General features: G+C 72.2%; 15 protein-coding genes. 7 read left to right on the forward strand and 8 right to left on the reverse strand.

Annotated features, from left to right (window positions below; translation table 11 throughout):
- The first annotated feature begins 40 nt into the window (after positions 1–40).
- Positions 41–535 carry a M50 family metallopeptidase gene (locus L1280_RS04555; RefSeq protein ID WP_253580894.1) on the forward strand — a complete coding sequence of 165 codons (495 nt, stop codon included), beginning with the start codon at positions 41–43 and terminating at the stop codon, positions 533–535.
- A 46-nt stretch (positions 536–581) separates the two neighbouring features.
- Here the strand turns inward: L1280_RS04555 and L1280_RS04560 are convergent, their stop codons facing one another.
- Together L1280_RS04560 and L1280_RS04565 are read right to left on the reverse strand one after the other, a co-directional pair.
- The gene (locus tag L1280_RS04560; protein WP_253580895.1) at positions 582–2,171 is read right to left on the reverse strand and encodes a peptide chain release factor 3; all 1,590 of its coding nucleotides are present in this window, start codon (positions 2,169–2,171) and stop codon (positions 582–584) included.
- Positions 2,172–2,268: 97 nt separating this feature from the next.
- Positions 2,269–3,219 carry a histone deacetylase gene (locus L1280_RS04565; protein WP_253580896.1) on the reverse strand — a complete coding sequence of 317 codons (951 nt, stop codon included), beginning with the start codon at positions 3,217–3,219 and terminating at the stop codon, positions 2,269–2,271.
- A gap of 257 nt (positions 3,220–3,476) precedes the next feature.
- On the opposite strand from L1280_RS04565, the gene L1280_RS04570 reads away from it, so the two are divergent.
- Together L1280_RS04570 and L1280_RS04575 are read left to right on the forward strand one after the other, a co-directional pair.
- A complete protein-coding gene (locus L1280_RS04570) occupies positions 3,477–4,268 on the forward strand; it encodes a nitronate monooxygenase (protein ID WP_253580897.1) in 792 nt (263 codons plus the stop codon).
- 78 nt (positions 4,269–4,346) lie between these two features.
- Positions 4,347–4,715 carry a helix-turn-helix domain-containing protein gene (locus L1280_RS04575; protein ID WP_253580898.1) on the forward strand — a complete coding sequence of 123 codons (369 nt, stop codon included), beginning with the start codon at positions 4,347–4,349 and terminating at the stop codon, positions 4,713–4,715.
- 52 nt (positions 4,716–4,767) lie between these two features.
- On the opposite strand, the gene L1280_RS04580 is transcribed toward L1280_RS04575, so the two are convergent.
- Complete coding sequence (locus L1280_RS04580; protein ID WP_253580899.1) at positions 4,768–5,187, reverse strand: hypothetical protein; 420 nt, start codon at positions 5,185–5,187, stop codon at positions 4,768–4,770.
- 69 nt (positions 5,188–5,256) lie between these two features.
- Between L1280_RS04580 and L1280_RS04585 the strand changes: the two genes are divergently transcribed.
- Positions 5,257–6,456: a lipid-A-disaccharide synthase-related protein gene (locus tag L1280_RS04585; RefSeq protein WP_253580900.1), complete on the forward strand. Its 1,200-nt coding sequence runs from the start codon at positions 5,257–5,259 to the stop codon at positions 6,454–6,456.
- Here the strand turns inward: L1280_RS04585 and L1280_RS04590 are convergent.
- Entirely contained in the window at positions 6,444–7,151 is a 708-nt protein-coding gene (locus L1280_RS04590; RefSeq protein ID WP_253580901.1) for a polysaccharide deacetylase family protein, read from the reverse strand. The genes L1280_RS04585 and L1280_RS04590 overlap by 13 nt on opposite strands.
- A 29-nt stretch (positions 7,152–7,180) precedes the next feature.
- Here L1280_RS04590 and L1280_RS04595 point away from each other — a divergent pair, with 29 nt between their 5' ends.
- Positions 7,181–7,864 carry a glycosyltransferase gene (locus tag L1280_RS04595; RefSeq protein ID WP_253580902.1) on the forward strand — a complete coding sequence of 228 codons (684 nt, stop codon included), beginning with the start codon at positions 7,181–7,183 and terminating at the stop codon, positions 7,862–7,864.
- Here the strand turns inward: L1280_RS04595 and L1280_RS04600 are convergent.
- Positions 7,830–9,014, reverse strand: a complete 1,185-nt coding sequence (locus tag L1280_RS04600; protein WP_253580904.1) for a glycosyltransferase — start codon at positions 9,012–9,014, stop codon at positions 7,830–7,832. The genes L1280_RS04595 and L1280_RS04600 overlap by 35 nt on opposite strands.
- 111 nt (positions 9,015–9,125) lie before the next feature.
- Here L1280_RS04600 and L1280_RS04605 point away from each other — a divergent pair, with 111 nt between their 5' ends.
- The gene (locus tag L1280_RS04605; RefSeq protein ID WP_253580905.1) at positions 9,126–10,133 is read left to right on the forward strand and encodes a Sectered polysaccharide deacetylase; all 1,008 of its coding nucleotides are present in this window, start codon (positions 9,126–9,128) and stop codon (positions 10,131–10,133) included.
- 12 nt (positions 10,134–10,145) lie between these two features.
- Here L1280_RS04605 and L1280_RS04610 read toward each other — a convergent pair whose 3' ends face one another.
- The 3 genes from L1280_RS04610 to L1280_RS04620 form a co-directional block, all read right to left on the reverse strand.
- A complete protein-coding gene (locus tag L1280_RS04610; protein ID WP_253580907.1) occupies positions 10,146–13,010 on the reverse strand; it encodes a GAF domain-containing protein in 2,865 nt (954 codons plus the stop codon).
- Positions 13,011–13,082: 72 nt separating this feature from the next.
- Positions 13,083–13,766: a response regulator transcription factor gene (locus L1280_RS04615; protein ID WP_253580908.1), complete on the reverse strand. Its 684-nt coding sequence runs from the start codon at positions 13,764–13,766 to the stop codon at positions 13,083–13,085.
- An 88-nt stretch (positions 13,767–13,854) separates the two neighbouring features.
- Entirely contained in the window at positions 13,855–15,717 is a 1,863-nt protein-coding gene (locus tag L1280_RS04620) for an ABC transporter substrate-binding protein (RefSeq protein ID WP_253580909.1), read from the reverse strand.
- Positions 15,718–15,939: 222 nt separating this feature from the next.
- Between L1280_RS04620 and hslO the strand changes: the two genes are divergently transcribed.
- On the forward strand, positions 15,940–16,851 hold the full coding sequence (gene hslO / locus L1280_RS04625) for an Hsp33 family molecular chaperone HslO (RefSeq protein WP_253580910.1): 912 nt from the start codon (positions 15,940–15,942) through the stop codon (positions 16,849–16,851).
- The last annotated feature ends 80 nt before the right edge of the window (positions 16,852–16,931 follow it).

The following is a 16,931-nucleotide window of genomic DNA, read 5'->3' on the forward strand; positions in this document are numbered from 1 at the left end:
TGCGGCCCCCGGCGAGTCCGGGACATGGTAAGAGTGCGGGGTGGACGACGCCCTCACCGTGTCCCTGATGTACGCCCTCGCCATTCCGCTGGTCACGCTGGGCCATGAGCTGGGGCACGCCTTGGTGCCGCTGCTGAAGACGCGGGAGCCTGTCCGGGTGCAGCTTGGCCCGGCGAGCAGCCCTTCCCTTTTCCAGACGCGGCTGGGACGGCTCACCTTTGACGTTCGGCGCCTGTTCTTTGTGGGCGGCTTCTGCTTCTGGCCGGGCCTGACCCCCCGTCAGCACTTCTGGACGCTCGCGGGCGGACCCCTGGCCTCACTCCTGATGCTGGCGCTGGGAGCCACCGCACTCGTCGGCATTCGCACCGAGACGGTCTGGCTTGTCGCACAAATTTTTATGAGTCTGAGCTTTTTCCAGCTCGTCATGACCCTCTGGCCGATGCAGTATCCGGCATGGTACGCAGGCTACGCCGGGTTTCAAAGCGACGGTGCCCAGCTCCTCCGCCTCTGGCCCCGCCTCCGCCCGGCGAGCTAAACGGGGAGGCCGGGGCGGGTGCTCCGGCCTCCCCTCTCCTTCCCGGTTACACCCGCGTCAAATCCTTCGGCAGCGGCAGAAATTCGATTTCCGGGTGCTGCTCGGCGGTGTAGTCGAGGTCGTACTTGGAGCGGAACAGCATCACCGGGCGGCCCTGGTCGTCCTCGACGTGCCGGGCGAAACGGGCCACATTGCTGGGGTCGCCTGCCAGCCAGCGCACAAGCTGGTAGGACGTGACGTGCAGTTCCACCTCCACCCCGTACTCCTCCTGCAAGCGGGCCTGGAAGACCTCGAACTGGAGGGGGCCGACCGCACCGAGGTAGGGTTCGCGGGCGCCGTCGGTGGGGTAGAAGACCTGCACGACGCCTTCTTCGGCGAGCTGGGTCAGGCCCTTCATAAAGGCCTTGCGCTTGCCCACGTCCCTCAGGGAGAGGGTGGCAAAGGTTTCGGGTGTGAAGCGCGGAAAGCTGGGCAGCGTGACCTTGGCGTCCACGCTGACCACGTCCCCGATCTGGAAGACGCCGGGGTTGACCAGCCCGACGATGTCGCCGGGATAGGCTTCCTCCACCTTCTCGCGGTCCTGCGCGAAGAGGGTATGGGCCTGCGAGAGCCGCAGCTTGCGCCCGGTGCGGGTGTGGGTCACGTCCATGCCGCGCTCGAAGTGCCCACTCATCACCCGCATGAACGCCGTGCGGTCGCGGTGCTGCTTGCTCATGTTGGCCTGCAACTTGAAGATGAAGCCCGCGAACCCCGCGTCAGGCGCCCGCTCGCCCAGGTTCGTCTCCACCGGGCCGGGGGGCGGCGCGAGGTCCACGAAGTTCCGCAGGAAGTGCTCGACCCCGAAATTGTTCATCGCCGAGCCGAAGAAGACCGGGGTGAGTTCGCCCGACAGGAAGGCCGCCGGGTCGAACTCGGGCATCGCGCCCTGAATCAGCTCCACGTCCTCGCGCAGCTTGGCGGCGAGATCGGCCCCGACGAGCGCGTCGAGTTGGGGGTCGTCCAGTCCCGCCGTCTGCACCGGGGCGCGGTGCTTGCCGCCGGAGGTGCGCTCGAAGGCGAGCACCTGCCCGGTCTGGAGGTCATACACGCCCTTGAAGTCGGGGCCGTCCCCGATGGGCCAGGTCAGCGGCACCGCCGTGATCTTCAGTGTGCCCTCCACCTGCGCGATCAGCTCGAAGGGGTCCTGCGCGGGGCGGTCCATCTTGTTCACGAAGGTCAGGATGGGAATGCCGCGGTTGCGGCACACGGCAAACAGCTTCTCGGTCTGGGCCTGCACGCCACGGGCCGCGTCGAGCACCATCAGCGCGGAGTCGGCGGCGGTCAGGGTGCGGTAGGTGTCCTCCGAGAAGTCCTGGTGGCCCGGCGTGTCCAGCAGGTTGATGTGCCGTCCCCCGTACTCGAAGGTCAGCGCCGAGGAGGAAATCGAGATGCCGCGCTGCTGCTCGATGCTCATCCAGTCGGACTTGGTGTGCGAGCGGCCTTCTTTGGCGGTGACGGACCCGGCCTCCTGAATGGCGCCTCCGTACAGCAGCAGCTTTTCGGTGATGGTGGTTTTGCCCGCGTCGGGGTGGGAGATGATGGCGAAGGTGCGGCGGCGGGCGATTTCAAAGTCGAGGGCAGCGGTGGGGGTGGTCATGGCAGGGCTCCTGCGGGCGGCGGGGGCACACCCGGTCTGGGGTCTAGGGAAAAACGCTCACCTGCGACTCGCGCTCACGGGGGCGGGAGGAGGTGGGTCATCCCGACATGATAGCGCCCCCGCCGGGCTGGAAGGCCGCGAGCGCCGCATCCAGGGTGCCCAGCCGCGCCGCGATCAGCCTCTCCGGGTCGCGGTTGTACCCTCCGGCCATCACGGTGACGAGCGGCGTCCGGGTGCGGGCCGCCCAGCGAAACACCCGGTCGTCGCGCTCGCGGACCCCCTGCAGCGTGAGGGCCAGCTTGCCCAGTTGGTCCCCTTCCAGCACGTCCGCTCCCGCCAGGTAAAAGGCGAAATCGGGCCGGAAGGCCGCCACGGCGGGCGCGACCTCCCGGTCGAGGGCGGCGAGGTAGGCCGCGTCCCCGGTGCCGTCGGGCAGCGCCACGTCGAGGTCACTGGTGGCCTTCTGGAAGGGGTAATTGTTCGCCCCATGCACGCTGACGGTGAGCACGCGCGGCTCGCCCGCGAACAGCGCCGCCGTGCCGTTGCCCTGATGCACGTCGAGGTCGAGAATCAGCACCCGCCGCGCGTGCCCGCCGTCCAGCAACCAGCGGGCGCTGATCGGCACGTCGTTCAGGAAGGAAAACCCCTCGGCCCGGTCGCGCGAGGCGTGGTGGGTTCCGCCACCGAGGTTGATTCCCAGGCCGTGGGCGAGGGCGTCCCGCGTGGCGGCCAGGGTCGCGCCGCCGCTCCCCAGGCCGCGCTCCACGACGGCCGGGGTCCAGGGAAAGCCCAGTGCCCGTTCCTCCTCCCGCGTGACCTCCCCCCGGCGCCAGCGGGCGAGGTAGGCGGGGTCGTGGACCCGCTCGGCGTCGGCCCACATCAGCGGCGGCGCGTCGAGGAGGGGCAGCCGCTCGGCGGCCCCCGCGAGCAGGCGGTTCAGGAACTCACGGGGCAGGAACTGACGGCGGGGCGGTGGCGCCGCGGCGTAGGCCGCCCGGCGGAAGGCAGTCCAGGCGCGGGGCCTGCCGGGGGGGAGCGGTGGGGTCACCTCCCTAGGCTACGGGCTGGGCACCTACCCTGGGGGGATGAACGAGCTGATGCGGCGCTTGGACCTGCGCGTCCCCGTGATCCAGGCACCGATGGCGGGCGGGATCAGCACCCCCGAACTGGCAGCGGCGGTGTCGGAGGCGGGCGGGCTGGGGAGCCTGGGCGCCGCGTACCTCAGCCCCGAACAGATCGTGGAGGCGGGCACGGACGGCGCGGCCCTTCGCGGTCAACCTCTTTGCCCCGCACCCCCTCCCTACGGTGACGCCGGAGGAGGTGGCAGCCTCCCAGACGGAACTCGCCCCGCTGCACGCGGAACTGGGCCTGCCCGCACCGACCCTGCCGGAGCGGGTGCAGGAGGACTTCGCGGCGCAGTTCCAGGCGGTGCTGAAGGTGCGGCCCGCCGCATTCTCCTTCGCGTTCGGGCGACTGGGGGCCGACCGGGTCGCGGCCCTGCGCGGCGCGGGGATCCTCTGCATCGGCACGGCCACCAGCCACCTCGAAGCCAGCGCCCTCGCCCGGAACGGGGTGGACGCGGTCGTCTTGCAGGGGGGCGCGGCAGGTGGCCACCGGGGAGGCTGGGCGCACGACGACCTCACGGAGCTGCTGTTCCTGATCCGTTCGGTGCTGCTGGATGCTAACCTCCCCGTCATCGCGGCGGGCGGGCTGATGGACGCGGCAGACGTGCGGGCGGCGCTGAACGCGGGCGCCAGTCTGGTGCAGTGCGGCACCGCCTTTCTGCGGGCCACCGAAGCCGGAACCTCCGCCCCCTACCGGGCCGCCCTCGCTGCTGCTGAGCCAGGGCAGACGGTCCTCACCTGCGCCTTCTCGGGCCGCCTGGCACGGGGCCTCGCCAACCGGGTCACGGCGGAGGTGGCGTCTCCCCTTCCCTACCCGCTGCAGAACGCGCTGACCCGCGACCTGCGAGCGGCCGCTGCCCGAGCCGGACGCGCCGAGTTCCTGAGCCTCTGGGCCGGGGAAGGCCACGCGCGGGGACGAGAGGGGACAGCAGCGGAACTCCTGCGGATCCTGTGGCCAGAGGAAACAGAGTAGACCAACTCCTCCTGTCTATTGATATCTAGTATCAGATGCCGCAAGATGTTGTCAGTTCCAGGGAGGTGGGGCAGCGGTATGGATGAGGTGCTGACATTGGAGGAGCTGGCCGCCTATCTCAAGGTCAGCGAGACGACGGCCTACGCCCTGGTGCGGAGCGGGGACATTCCGGGGCGCAAGGTAGGGCGGGAGTGGCGGTTCCTGAAGGCGCGAGTGGTCGAGTGGCTGATGCAGGCCGGAGGAGAGGACATGGAACAGCAGAGCGGTGTGGTGCAGCGCGACGAGCACGGCGGCGAGTACAAGGTCGAGGGCGGACGCGAGTACGTGGCGATGTGGTTGCCGCTGACCCGCGAGGAAAAGGCCGCGCAACTGGACAAGGCCGCCCGCGAGGGGGTCAACGTCAGCGAACTGGTGGCGGACTACCTGAAGCGCTGGGCACAGGCGTAAGCGGACCTGTCCGACCCGAGGCTCCCCACGTGGGGGCCTTTTTCATGCCGAGTCAGTTCAGCGCCCCGTCACCCGGCCCCGCCGTGCCCGCATACAGGGCGGCGAGGTCACGCAGCATCCGGCGGGCCAGGGCGATCAGGGCGTTTTCGCCCATGTCCTCCAGCCGGAAGCTGAGCCCCTGGCCGTACTCGCCCACAAAGGTCGCCCCGTCCCGCCGCACCCGTACCAGCACCTCGCACAGCCCCAGGCGGAACCAGGCGGCGTGCCAGCCGCCCGGCGGGGGTGGCCGCAGCGTCGCCGCCGGGTCGGGCACGAGGTCGAGCGACACGTTGTTCAGCGGGAGTCCCGGCCCGCTGGCCGTCCTCAGCGCGTGGTAAAGGGCGTTCAGCAGCGCCTCGCACGCCCGCGCCTCGGCCTGGCGCTCACCCGCGCGGCGGCGGATGGCGGCTTGCAGGGCGTCGAAGTCGGACACGGGGTATTCGTATCACGTCGGGGAACCGGGAAGGAACGGTTCCCGGCGCCCCCCGCTATCCTGCCGGGCGTGTCCCCCTCCCCCGCCCGGCCCCTGCTGCTCCTCTCCAACGGCACCGCCGAGGACCTGATCGGGGCGCGGCTGCTGGGAGAGGTGGGGCGGCCCGCGTGGGCGCTGCCGCTCGTCGGCGAGGGACGGGCGTACGCGGGGGTCCCCGGCGTGACCCGGCTCGGCCCCACGCTGACCCTCCCCAGCGGGGGCTTTCCCTTCGGGAGCGTGGCGAACCTGCGGGCGGACCTGCGGGCGGGGCTGATCGGCACCACGCTGGAGCAGGTTCGGGCGGCGTGGCAGGCGGGGCGAAAGGCGGGGGCCGTCGTCGTGGTCGGCGACGCGCACGCACTTACCCTGGGCACCCTGGCGGCGCGGGCGGGGGGTGTGCCGCTGGTACACGTGCAGCCCCTCCTCAGCGCCCACTACGCCGAGGGGCTGGGGGTGCGGGGGGCGCTGCGCGAGCTGAACGCGCTGGGGGCCAATCTGCCGCTGCCGTCCGAACTCGCCCTCTCGCGGCGGGCGCACGCCGTCTACCTGCGGGACGCGGCCACCGCCCGGCTTTACGCGGCGCGGGGAGTGCGTGCCCGCTGGGCGGGCAGTTTCGCGGTGGACACGCTTCCGGCCCCCGAACGCGACCTTTCCGCTGTGCTGGGTGGCCGCCCGGTCCTCGCCCTGCTGCCGGGATCACGGGAGGATCACCGCGAAAGCCTTCCGCTGATGCTGCGGGCCGCCGCCCGGTTGCCGGAGGTGACGCCGCTCGTCGCGTGGGCGCACGGGTGGGAGGCGGTGACCCTGCCGCCGGGCTGGGCGCTGCGGGCCGAGGACGACCGGACGGCCTGGGCGGGGGGCGAGGGCACACGGGTCGCCCTGCTGCGCGGCGCGTTCGGGGCCGTGGCGCGGGCGGCGGACGTGGCGGTCGGCACGGCAGGCACCGCCAACGAACAACTGGCGGGGCTGGGCGTGCCCGTCGTGGCCTTTCCCACGCGGGGGCCGCAGTTCACCCCCGGCTTCGTGCGGCGGCAGGGGCGGCTCCTGGGGGAGGCCCTGCGGCCCGTCCCGGCCGACCCGGAGGCGGTCGCGGGGGAGGTGCGGACGCTGCTGGGAGACGGCCGGGGGCGGGCACGGGCCGCCCTCGCCGGGCTGACGCGGGTGGGGCCAGGAGGAGCGCTGCCCGTGGTTGCGGCCGAGCTGCGGGCACTGCTGGATCAGCGGCCGTAGCTCGCCGCCAGCCGCCGCCAGCCCTCCCGCCACCCGATGCGGCGCGGCGGGAGGTCGGGCAGGAGCACGGGCTGGAGGCCCCGCACGGCCAGCCCCACGAGCAGGTCGTCCAGCAGGGCCGGGGTCACCGCCGGACCATCGTGCAGCAGGATCACGCTGCCGGGCCGCACACGGGCGAGCACGCCAGCGGCGAGGCTGGCCGCGTCCCCGTCCGTCCAGTCACGGCCCTCCACGTCCCAGAGGGCGACCTCGCGCCGGGCAAGGTGAGCGAGCAGGCGAGTCAGCGGGCCGTGCCCCCCATAGGGCGGACGGTAGAGGTGCGGCCCTGGCTCCCCCGCGCGGGGATGCCAGCGCACCTGTGCCCACTCGCGCCAGGGGGGCAGCAGCAGGGCATGGACGTGCCAGCGCCCGTGCGCCTCCAGCCCATGTCCGGCAGCGCGGAGGGCGGCCAGATGCCGGGGCCCGCGCTCGGCGGCGGGGGCGGTCACGAAAAAGGTCGCAGGGGCCGCGTGGCGGGCCAGGACCGCGAGCAACTCGGGGGTGCGCTCGCCCGGCCCGTCGTCGAAGGTGATCGCCACCCTGGGACGGTCGCGGCCCCCCGGTCCCAAAGCGCCCCACCCGGCAGCGCGGCCCCCGACCTCGGCGGCAAGCAGGGTCCCCAGGCCCGCCAGAGCCACCCACCCCCACCCTCTCATGAGCCCAGTTCGCCTGCTACCCTAGCGCGGTGCCACAGGTCGCCGGGCCGGAGTTCACGGTCGTCATTCCCGCACGCAACGAGGCGGCCTCGCTTCCACTGACCCTGCGTGCCCTGCACCGCCAGACGCTCGCCCCGCGGGACATCATCGTGGTGGACCACGCCAGCCACGACGGCACGGCGGCGGTCGCGCGGGCCTGGGGAGCGCGGGTGGTGACGTGCCGCGAACCCGGCATCGGCCGCGCCCGGCAGGCCGGGCTGGAGGCCACCCGCACCGACTGGGTCGCCACCACCGACGCCGACTCGCTGCCCGCGCCCGGCTGGCTGGCCGCCTTCGCGCAGGCCGCGCCGGGCCGGGTCGCCCTGTACGGCCCGCTGCGCTTCTGCGGGGTGTCGCCCGCACTCGCGGCGGCCTCGGAGGTGGGGTACACGGCCTTTCTGCGGGCCTGCGACCTCGCCGGGCGGCCCAACCTCGCCGGGGCGAACATGGCCTACTCGCGGGCGGCGGCGCGGCTCGCCGGGGGTTACCCGGACGCCGAAGCGCTGGAGGACGTGCGCCTTGGCCTCGCGCTGGCCCAATTGGGGGAGGTGGCCTACGTGCCCGGCGCCGGGGTGGAAACGAGTGCCCGGCGCCTCTCGGGGGGCGTCCTTCCCTTCCTGTGGCGCCACCTTCTCAACCTCAGCGGTCATACGCGAGGGTATTTCGGCCCGTGAGGGCCGGGGTTCCCTCCGCGAACGCCACCTCCTGCGGGGTCCCCAGCACGCCGGAGTACACGTCCAGCACCCGCTCGGCCACGCCGCCCGGTGTCCAGGTGGCCCCATGCCGCCGCGCCCCGCGCGAGAGCCGCGACCACAGGGCCGGGTCCCCCAGGATGGCCGCCGCGTGCCGGGTCAGGGCGGGCACGTCCCCCGGTCCCACGAGGTACCCGCTGCGGCCCGGCGCTACCCCACTCAGCGTCCCGCGGGCGCCCACCGCCACGACGGGCACGCCCATCAGTTGGGCCTCCTGCAAGACCAGCCCCTGCGTCTCGGTGTCGCTGGCGAAGAGGAACAGCTCGGCCAGCCGGTAGTACGCGCCGATCTCGGTCCAGGGGCGCACCCCCAGGAAGCTCACCCGGTCCCCTACCTCCCGGCGCTCGGCGTGTTCTTCGAGCCGCCCCCGCTCCGGCCCTTCCCCCAGCACCACGAGGTGCGCGTCGGGCAGCCCGGCCAACGTGTCCAGCACGAGGTCGAAGCGCTTCTCGCGGGCCAGCCGCCCCACGGTGAGGAGCCGCCGCCGTCCGGCGGGCCAGGGATTCCCGATGGGCGGCGCACCGCGCAGCACCTCCGGCTCCACGGCGGTCGGGATGACGACTGGGTTCCGTACGCCCATCTCGCGGGTCACGTCGAGCATTCCGGCGGTCGGCATGATGACCGCGTCGGCGCGGCGGTAGTAGCGGCCCATCAGGCGGGTCACCACGCGGGTCTGGCGTTGCAGGGCGGTCAGGCCCGGCACGTAGTGGGTGTAGGCCTCGATGTGGGTGTGGTAGGTCGCCACGTGCGGCACCCCCCACTTGCGGGCCAGCCGCGCCCCCGCCAGCCCCAGGGTCAGCGGCGTGTGCGTGTGCACGAGGTCGTAGCGCTCGGAAAAGTCGCGGCGGGTGGGCCACGCCAGCCGGTAGGTCGGCAGGAACACGTAGCGCACGCTGGCGGCCCGGCGCACGTCGGGGCGGGTGTCTTGCGCTTCCGGGAAGAGGGGGGCCACCACCTCCACGTGATGCCCCCGCGCCCGCAACTCGTCGCTGAGCAGCCCCACGCTCGTCACGATGCCGTTCTGGTCGGGAAGAAAGGTGTCGGTGAAGAGCCCGATTCGCAGCGGTCTCATGCGCCGCACCCGCGGACCCGTTGGCTGAGGAGAGGCTGAAGCATCGCTGAACGAGAGCATACGACGCCGCGCATGAGAGGTGGGCCGGAAGGGGCACGCTACAGTCGGGGCATGCCTTCAGTTCCCTCTCCCCTGCGCCGCGCCCTGCTGCGGGCTGGAGCCGGGGGAGCCTTTGCGGGCGGCGATCCCGGCTCGCCCCACCTCGGGCTGGTCGTGCCCGTGCGGACGCCAGAAGAGTTAACGGCAGTGGTGGGCACGGGTGTCCGGGTTACCCTGCTGCTTTCCCCCAACCTCGCCCGCCTCGCTCCGGAGGGTGTGCGTGCCGCTGCGGAGGCCGGGCACGAGATCGCCGGATGGGGTGACCCGGAGGGAGTCGCCGGGCTGGAGGTCGCTGCCGGGCGCCCCATCACCCTCTGGAGTGCCGAGGCCCCGCGAGCCACACCCGCCCGCCTCGCCGCGCGGGGCCTGACGCCGCTCCCCCTTCCCCTCGCTACTCCCGAACCCGGCGGCACGCTGCACCTCTCCGCCGCCGCCCTTCCAACGGAAGTGCCCCGGCTGCGGGCCTTGGGCTACCGTCCCGGCCCGGTGGGCGGGTTGCCGGGACTGCGGCGGGCGCGGGGGCGGGACCTGGGGCTGCACCTCTACCGCAAGGCGGTGGACGACCGTTTCGCGCAGGCGCACCGGGTCCGGGCGCTGACCGGGCGGGCCGACGGGGTGCTGCGCGTGAGCCGCCAGCCTGCCCCGCCCGAGTTGGGGTGGCCATCCGGCGCGGCAGTGGCCGAACTGCACGTCCATTCGCCGCGCCTGGTGGGGCTGAGTGCCCGCAGCCCGCTCGCCGCCTACCGCGCCTTTGCCCGTTCGCTGCGCGACGTGGCGGCGGCGCTGCATGAAGACCCCGAGTTCGCGGACGTGCAGGGGGTGGTCGCCGTCACCCTCTTTCACGAGCCGCTGGCGCAGCAGGGCTTCCAGGTCCTGCCCCTGCCGCCGCTGCGGGCACGGCTCTACAGTCTGGGGTTCCGGCTGATGCGCCGGGTCTACGGCACAGCGGTTCCCACCTCCGAGCCGGAGCCGAGGCTGGCGTGGATGGAGCGGGCAGCATTTCTGGCGCGGCACGGTTAGGGGTCTCCGTCCCTACCCCGGCAGTGCGAACACCACCGCCGTCCCCCGCCCCGGCTCGCTCTCCAGCTCCAGCTCGCCCCCGGCCAGCGCCACCCGCTCGCGCAGGCCGATCAGCCCGAGGTGCCCGGCCTGGGCGCGGGCCTGGGCCTGGTCCGGCGTGAAGCCCTGGCCGTCGTCGCGCACGGTCACGCGCACCCCGTCCGGGGCGTAGGCCACCCGGATCGCCGCGCTGCGGGCGCCCGCATGCTTGTCCACGTTGGCGAGGGCTTCCTGCACCAGCCGGAACACCGTGAGTTCCACGGCAGGGGCGAGGCGACGCTCCGGGCCGCTGACCTCCAGCCGGGTGTCGGTGGCGGCCTGCCCCGCCAGCCACTCCAGTGCGGGCAGCAGCCCCAGGTCGTCGAGCACGCTGGGGCGGAGGTTTCGTGCAAAGCGGCGCACGCTCTCGATGGCCGCGTCGAGGTCCCCCAGGATGTCCTGCGCCCGCTCGCGCCCCGGTCCCTCCAGGCTGCGGGCGAGGCGGGCCACCCGGCGCGAGGTGGCGATCAGGACCTGCGCGGTGTCGTCGTGCAGCTCGCGGCTGATGCGGCGGCGTTCTTCCTCCTGCGCCTGGGTGAACAGGGTGAGGTAGGTCCGCAGTTCGGTCTGGCGGCTCGTCGCGGCCTCCAGCGCCCGGCCCCGGCGCTGAATCTCGGCGGCGAGGGTCTGAAGTTCGGAGAGGTCGCGGGCGACGGCCAGCATTCCCCCCGCAGGTCCGCTCACCGCGCTGAGGCGCACCTCCAGGCGGTACGGCCCCACCTCGATCTCGGCGCGGCCCCCGGCGGGGTGGCGCCGTGCCCCCTCCCAGGCGGCCTGCAGGGCGGGGCGGGTCCCCGGTGTGGGCAGGGTGAGCAGGCTCGCCCCGACGAGCGGCCCCAGCAGCCGCACGGCGGCGGGGTTGGCGTAGGTCACGAGTCCGGCCCCGTCCGCGCTCAGGATCAGGTCGTGGGCGCCCTCCGCGAGCTGGCGGTATCTCGCTTCCTCCCGCGCGAGCGCCGAGAGCAGCCGCTCGCGGGTCAGCGTCAGCGCCATCTGGTCGGCCACGCTGCGCGACAGGGCCAGCACCCGGTCGCTGGGCGGCTCGGTGCCGGGGTCGTCGGCGTACAGGAAGCCCAGCACCTCCTCCCCCTCGCCGCCCCCCCGCAGCGGCACGATCAGGGCGCTGCCCGCGACCGGCAGGGCGTGCCGCCGAGTCAGCGGGCGCGGCCCCCGGCCGAGTTGCCCCGCGAGCGAGGCGAGTTCGGCTCCATTCGGCGCGTGCAGGTTGTAAGTCGCGCAGCGCACCACCGCTCCGTCCTCGCCCGTCAGCGCGATCAGCCCCCGGCCCGCCCCCAGCGCCAGGGTGGCCAGCCGCGCGGCTTCCGCCAGGGCGCGGTCGCTCTGGTCCTCGCCCAGCAACCGGCCCACGTTCAGCAGGACGGCGGCCTCACGCTCACGGCGCAACTCTTCCTCGTACAGCCGGGCATTCTCGATGGCGAGGGAAGCCTGCCCCGCGAACACTTCCGCGAGCGCGAGGTCGTCGGCGTCGAGGGGCAGCGGCGCCGTCCAATACAGGGTCAGCACCCCGAACACGCCCGAGCGGGTGCCCAGCGGCAGGCTCACCACGCCCCGGTAGGGGTACTCGCCCCGCGCGAGCAGCGACCGGGTGTAGCGGCTGCTGCCCCCGTACCCCTCGGCGGGGAGGTCGCGGGCGGCGACCATCTCGCGGCGCTGCACGGCCCGCCCGGTCACCCCACCCCCCACCTTGGCCCGCACCCGCAGCACGTACTCGCCCGGCAGCCCCAGTGCTCCCCGGATGGAGAGGGTGCGCCCGTCGGGTTGCAGCTCGTACACGCCCGCCGCGTCCGCTCCGAACAGGGCGGTGGCCCGCTCCAGCACCTTGGAGAGGGTGTCGGGCAGGTGCAAGCTCCCCGCCAGCGCCGCTCCCGCTTCACGCAGCGCTTCGGCCGCCTCGCGCTTGCGGGTCTCGGTGCCGTAGAGCCGGGCATTGTCGATGGCGAGACTGGCCTGCTCGGCGAGCGCGAGCACCAGCCAGGTGTCGTCCTCCGAGACGCGCACCCCCGCCGAGCGGCTGTCCACGTACAGCAGCCCCAGCGGGCGTCCCCGCGCACTCAGGGGGGCGATCAGCGCGACTTCCGGGTCGAGTTCCGCCAGGCCCGCCGCCATGGGCGAGGCCCCGTCGCGGCTGCGGTCGTACATGATGACCTCGCCGCGCTCGACCAGCCGCCCGAAGGACACCGGCCCCACTCCCACGCCCCCGGTAAAGGCCGAGTCGAAGCCGTAGGAGAAGACCTCGCCCGTCCGCGCCCGCCCGCCCTGCACCTCGCTGAAGAGGGCCACGAACGCCCGCCCGAAGCCCAGCGCGAGGGCCGCGCTCTCGGCGGTGGCGGTGAGCACCTCCGCGAGGTCGAGGCTGCCCCCCAGCCGCCGCACGAGCTGCTCGACCGTTTCGGCGACCCGGCCCCGGCCCCGCCGCGTCTCGCGGGCCTGCACGCCTTCGAGCGCCAGCGTGAGCAGCGGCAGCAGCCCGGCCAGCGCCTCCACCCCGGCCTCCTCCGCGCCCACGAGTTCCAGCACACCGCTCCCGAACGGCAAGGCGACCAGCATCCCCTGCTCCTGCCGCTCGCCCGACGCCAGCGCCCGCGCCGCCAGCGTGCCGTCGCTGAGGCCCAGGCCCCGGCCTTCCTCGCCCACGACCACGAGCGCCCCGCCCGTCACCGCCCACACCTGCACCCCGTGCGCCCGCACGGTCTGACAAGCGAAGCGGGCCAGGGCCGCCCCGAATGCCCCCACAGTGGGGGCGGCGGCGAGGTCGGGGGGGAAGGGGGGGAAGGTCATGGGAGGCCACTTTCAGGGTCAGGGGTGGGGAGAGGGGCGGGAGCCGCGCGCCCCCTTGGCTTCAACCCCCCCTCACAGCGTTTTCGGATCGATCCACCCCCGCTTGATGCCGTACAGCACTGCCTCGGTCCGGCTGCCCACATCCAGCTTGGAAAAGATGTTGGCGAGGTGCACCTGCACCGTACGCGGGCTGATGTCGAGGTCGCGGGCGATCTCCTTGTTCGTTCGCCCGGTGGCGGCCACCCGAAGCACCTCCAGCTCGCGGGGGCTGAGGGCGTCCTCCGGCGGTGTGGGCGTCTGCTGGGTGCTGAACCGCTCCAGCACCTTGCGGGCGACGGAAGGGTGCAGCGCACTCTCCCCCGCCGCGACCGCCCGCACCGCCCCCAGCAGGTCGTCTTCGGAGGTGTTTTTCAGCAGGTAGCCTGCCGCCCCCGCCTCCAGCAGCGCGAACACGTAGGCGTCGTCGTCGTAGCTCGTCAGGACGAGGACCCCCACGCCGGGCATGAAGGCTTTGATGGCGCGGGTGGCCTCGATGCCGTTCATGCCGGGCATGGACACGTCCATCAGGATCACGTCGGGGCGCAGTTCGCGGGCCTTCCCCACCGCGTCCTCGCCGCTGTCGGCTTCGCCCACGACGTGCAGGTCGGCTTCTCCTTCCAGCAGTTCGCGGGTGCCCTTGCGCACGACCGGATGGTCGTCGACCAAAAGCAGGGTGATGGGCCGCGCGGAGGCGGCAGCAGCGTCGGCGTCGTGCATGGGGGCAGCATACGCGCCGGAGCCTGCCGCAGGCCAACAAAAACCGCCCCCACATGGGAGGGCGGCTTCCAGAGAGACGGAAATCGGCTCAGTTCTTGCTGAGGTTCTTCCAGTACGTGCCCGCGCGGGCGAAGGAGAGCATCGGGTTGTAGTTCTCCTCGCTGATGCCCTGGATGTTGTCGCGGTAGGCCAGGATGCCGGGGGTGCTGGGCATCAGGATGAAGTAGGCCTGCTCCTTGGCCCGTTCGGCGATCTGGGTGTACAGCTCGTTGCGGCGCTCGGCGTCGGTGGTGGTCCGGGCCTCGTTCACCCAGGCGTCGATCTGCTCGTCCTTGAAGTTGGCGCGGGGGTTGTAGTAGCCCTCGCTGGAGTAGAAGGTGTGGACGAAGTTGTCGGGGTCGGCGTAGTCGGGCGCCCAGCCGGTGATGATCAGAATTTCCTCACCCTTGTCGCCCGCTTCCAGAATCTCGCTCCACTGCTTGGCTTCGAGGTTCACCTTGAACTTGGGGTTCAGGGACTCGATGTTCTTCTTCAGCAGCTCCATCCCGGTCTGGGCCGAGACACTGCCCGCCCGGTAGGTGGCGTTCACGACGAAGCCGTTTTCCCACACCTGGCCGTCCCAGGCCTGCTCGAAGGCCTCGCGGGCCGCGTCGAGGTCAAACTGCGCGGGCTCCACGTCAGGGTTGTAGCCGGGGAAAGTTTCGGGCAACAGGAAGTTGCGGGGCTCGCCCACCCCGTTTTGCACTTCCTTGATGTACGTGTCCACATCGAAGGCCGACACGAAGCCCTTGCGGACGTTCACGTCGCTGAAGAAGTTCGCGGGAATGCCCTGACCGTCGAGCTTGCCGCTGCCGAGGCGCCCCTCGCCCTTGATGTCCTGGTTCATGAAGATGCCGAAGGCGCTGGTGTCGGCCAGGTTGTCCAGAACCGCCACGCCGGGCTTGCCGCGCAGCTGCTCTTCGATGATCGCGCGGCCACCGGTTTCCACCATGTCGGCGTCACCGCGGAGGAAGGCCTGGAGGCGGGCCGCCTGCTCGGGCACGATCTGGATCAGAATGTTCTGGATGCTGGGCTTCTCACCCCAGTAGTTCTCGAAGGCCTCGGCGCGGAAGGCGGTCGCGTCCTTGCTCACGAACTTGTAGGCCCCGGTGCCGCTGGGCTGCTGCGAAAGCGGGCTGCCGGTCAGGTCCTTGCCCACGGCGTCCTTCCAGGTGGCTTCGGTGCCGTCCCACTCGCCAATTTCCTTGGCGTGCTCGGAGTCCACGATGCTCTGGCCCGCGTAGGCGAGCTTGGACAGGAACGCGGGGTCGGCCTTGGGCAGCGTGAATACCAGCGTCTCGCCGTCGCAGCGCACCGCCGCGCTGATCTTCTCCCAGGTGATGGAGTCGTCGTCGTTGGCGTTCGCGCCCGTGCCCAGCAGGCTCTCCGAGAGGAACCAGTTGCCGCTGTCGCTGGTGTTCGTCACGAGGTTGCGGCGGAAGGTGTACTCTGCGTCCGCGCACTTGAACTCGTTGCCGGTGTGGAACTGCACGCCGTCACGCAGGGTGAATCGGTACTCGGTGCCCTCGTTGGCGACGTTCCACTCGGTCGCCAGCAGCGGCTCGAGTTCGGTCAGGCTGTTGCCCTGGTAGGTGACCAGCGTCTCATAGAGGTTTTCGACGACCTGACCGCTGCCGGTGTCGTAGGAGGTGCCGGGGTCCAGGGTGGGAATGTCGGCGCTCTCCTGCACGACGAGCACGTCACGGCTGCCGCCGGACGAGGTGCTGCCGGTGCCCGTGGACGCGGTCTCGCCGGAGCCCTCGGTGCCGCTGCCTTCGGTGGTGGCGGTCGTGCCGCTCTCGGTGCTGGTGTTGGTCTCGGTGTTGTCGTCGCAGGCCGCGAGGGTCAGGGCCAGGGTTGTCAGGGCAATCAGGCCTAGCGGGCGACGGAAGCGGGAATCGGCTTTGGTCATGGAGGCTCCTGTGAGGAATAGGGGGTGGGGGCCAGAGTGTAGTGGACCGGACAGACAATCGGCCGTGCCCCGGCGGGGGTTCGGACTGCGGGGCAGGATAGCAGCCTAGCGCTCACCGATGAGGAGTTCTCCCAGCCTGATTAAGTGTGACTCACCTGTGATTGCGTTCCGATTGAAATGCCCCGCACAGCGGCCTTGAGTGCCCTCATGTAAGGTTTCGTGATGAATTCGGAAACGTATACAGAATCGTTCGTGCTGCGCGGCACAGCGGCAGGGGGGACCCTGCGGCTGGTCGGCATTGACGCGACACAGCTGGTGGAGGAGGCGCGGGTGCGCCACAGCCTGAGCAAGACCGCCACCGCCGCGCTGGGGCGCACGCTGGCCGCCTCCGCGCTGCTGGCGGTTGTGCTGGGCAAGAAGCCCGACAGCCGGGTCACCGTGCGGGTGCAGGGGGGCGGCCCGGTGGGCTGGATCGTGGCCGAGGGCAGTGCCGACGGCCGGGTACGCGGCTACGTGCGCGAGCCGGGCGCCGACCTGCCGCTGCGCGAGTCCGACGGCAAGCTGGACGTGCGCGGCATCGTGGGCACGGACGGCGAGCTGGCCGTGACCCGGCTGCTGGACAACGGTGAGCCGTACACGGGCAGCGCCGAGCTCGTCAGCGGCGAGATCGCCGAGGACGTGAGCGCGTACCTCGGTGTCTCCGAGCAGATTCCCAACGCGGTGCTGCTGGGTGTGTACGAGGAGGGCGGCCGGGTCTACCGTGCGGGCGGCCTGCTGGTGCAGGCGATGCCGGGCGTGACAGACGAGACGCTGGCCCGGCTGGAAGCCAACATTCGCGGGATGGGCCAGCTCACCGACCACCTGCGCCGGGGCAGCCTGCTGGAAACCATGCAGACGGCGGCGGAGGGCCTCGACCTCGTGCTGGCCGCCGCCGCGCAGCCCGCCCGCTTTCAGTGCCGCTGCTCGCGGGGCAAGGCGCTGGACAGCCTGAAGTTCTTTGCGCCGGGCGAGCGTCAGGAGATGCGCGACGAGGGCGGGCAGGAGGTCGTGTGCCACTGGTGCGGCGAGCACTACCAGCTCACCCCCAGCGAGATCGCCAGCCTCGACGCGGAGACGGTGCGGGCGCAGGCCTGAAGTCGGCCGCTTGATGCATGGAGGGTCACCCGCTGCGGTGGCCCTTTCTCCAGTGTGGACCGAGCGGCGGACCACCGGGC

This window comes from Deinococcus sp. HSC-46F16 (assembly GCF_024171495.1).
Taxonomy (GTDB): Bacteria; Deinococcota; Deinococci; order Deinococcales; family Deinococcaceae; genus Deinococcus.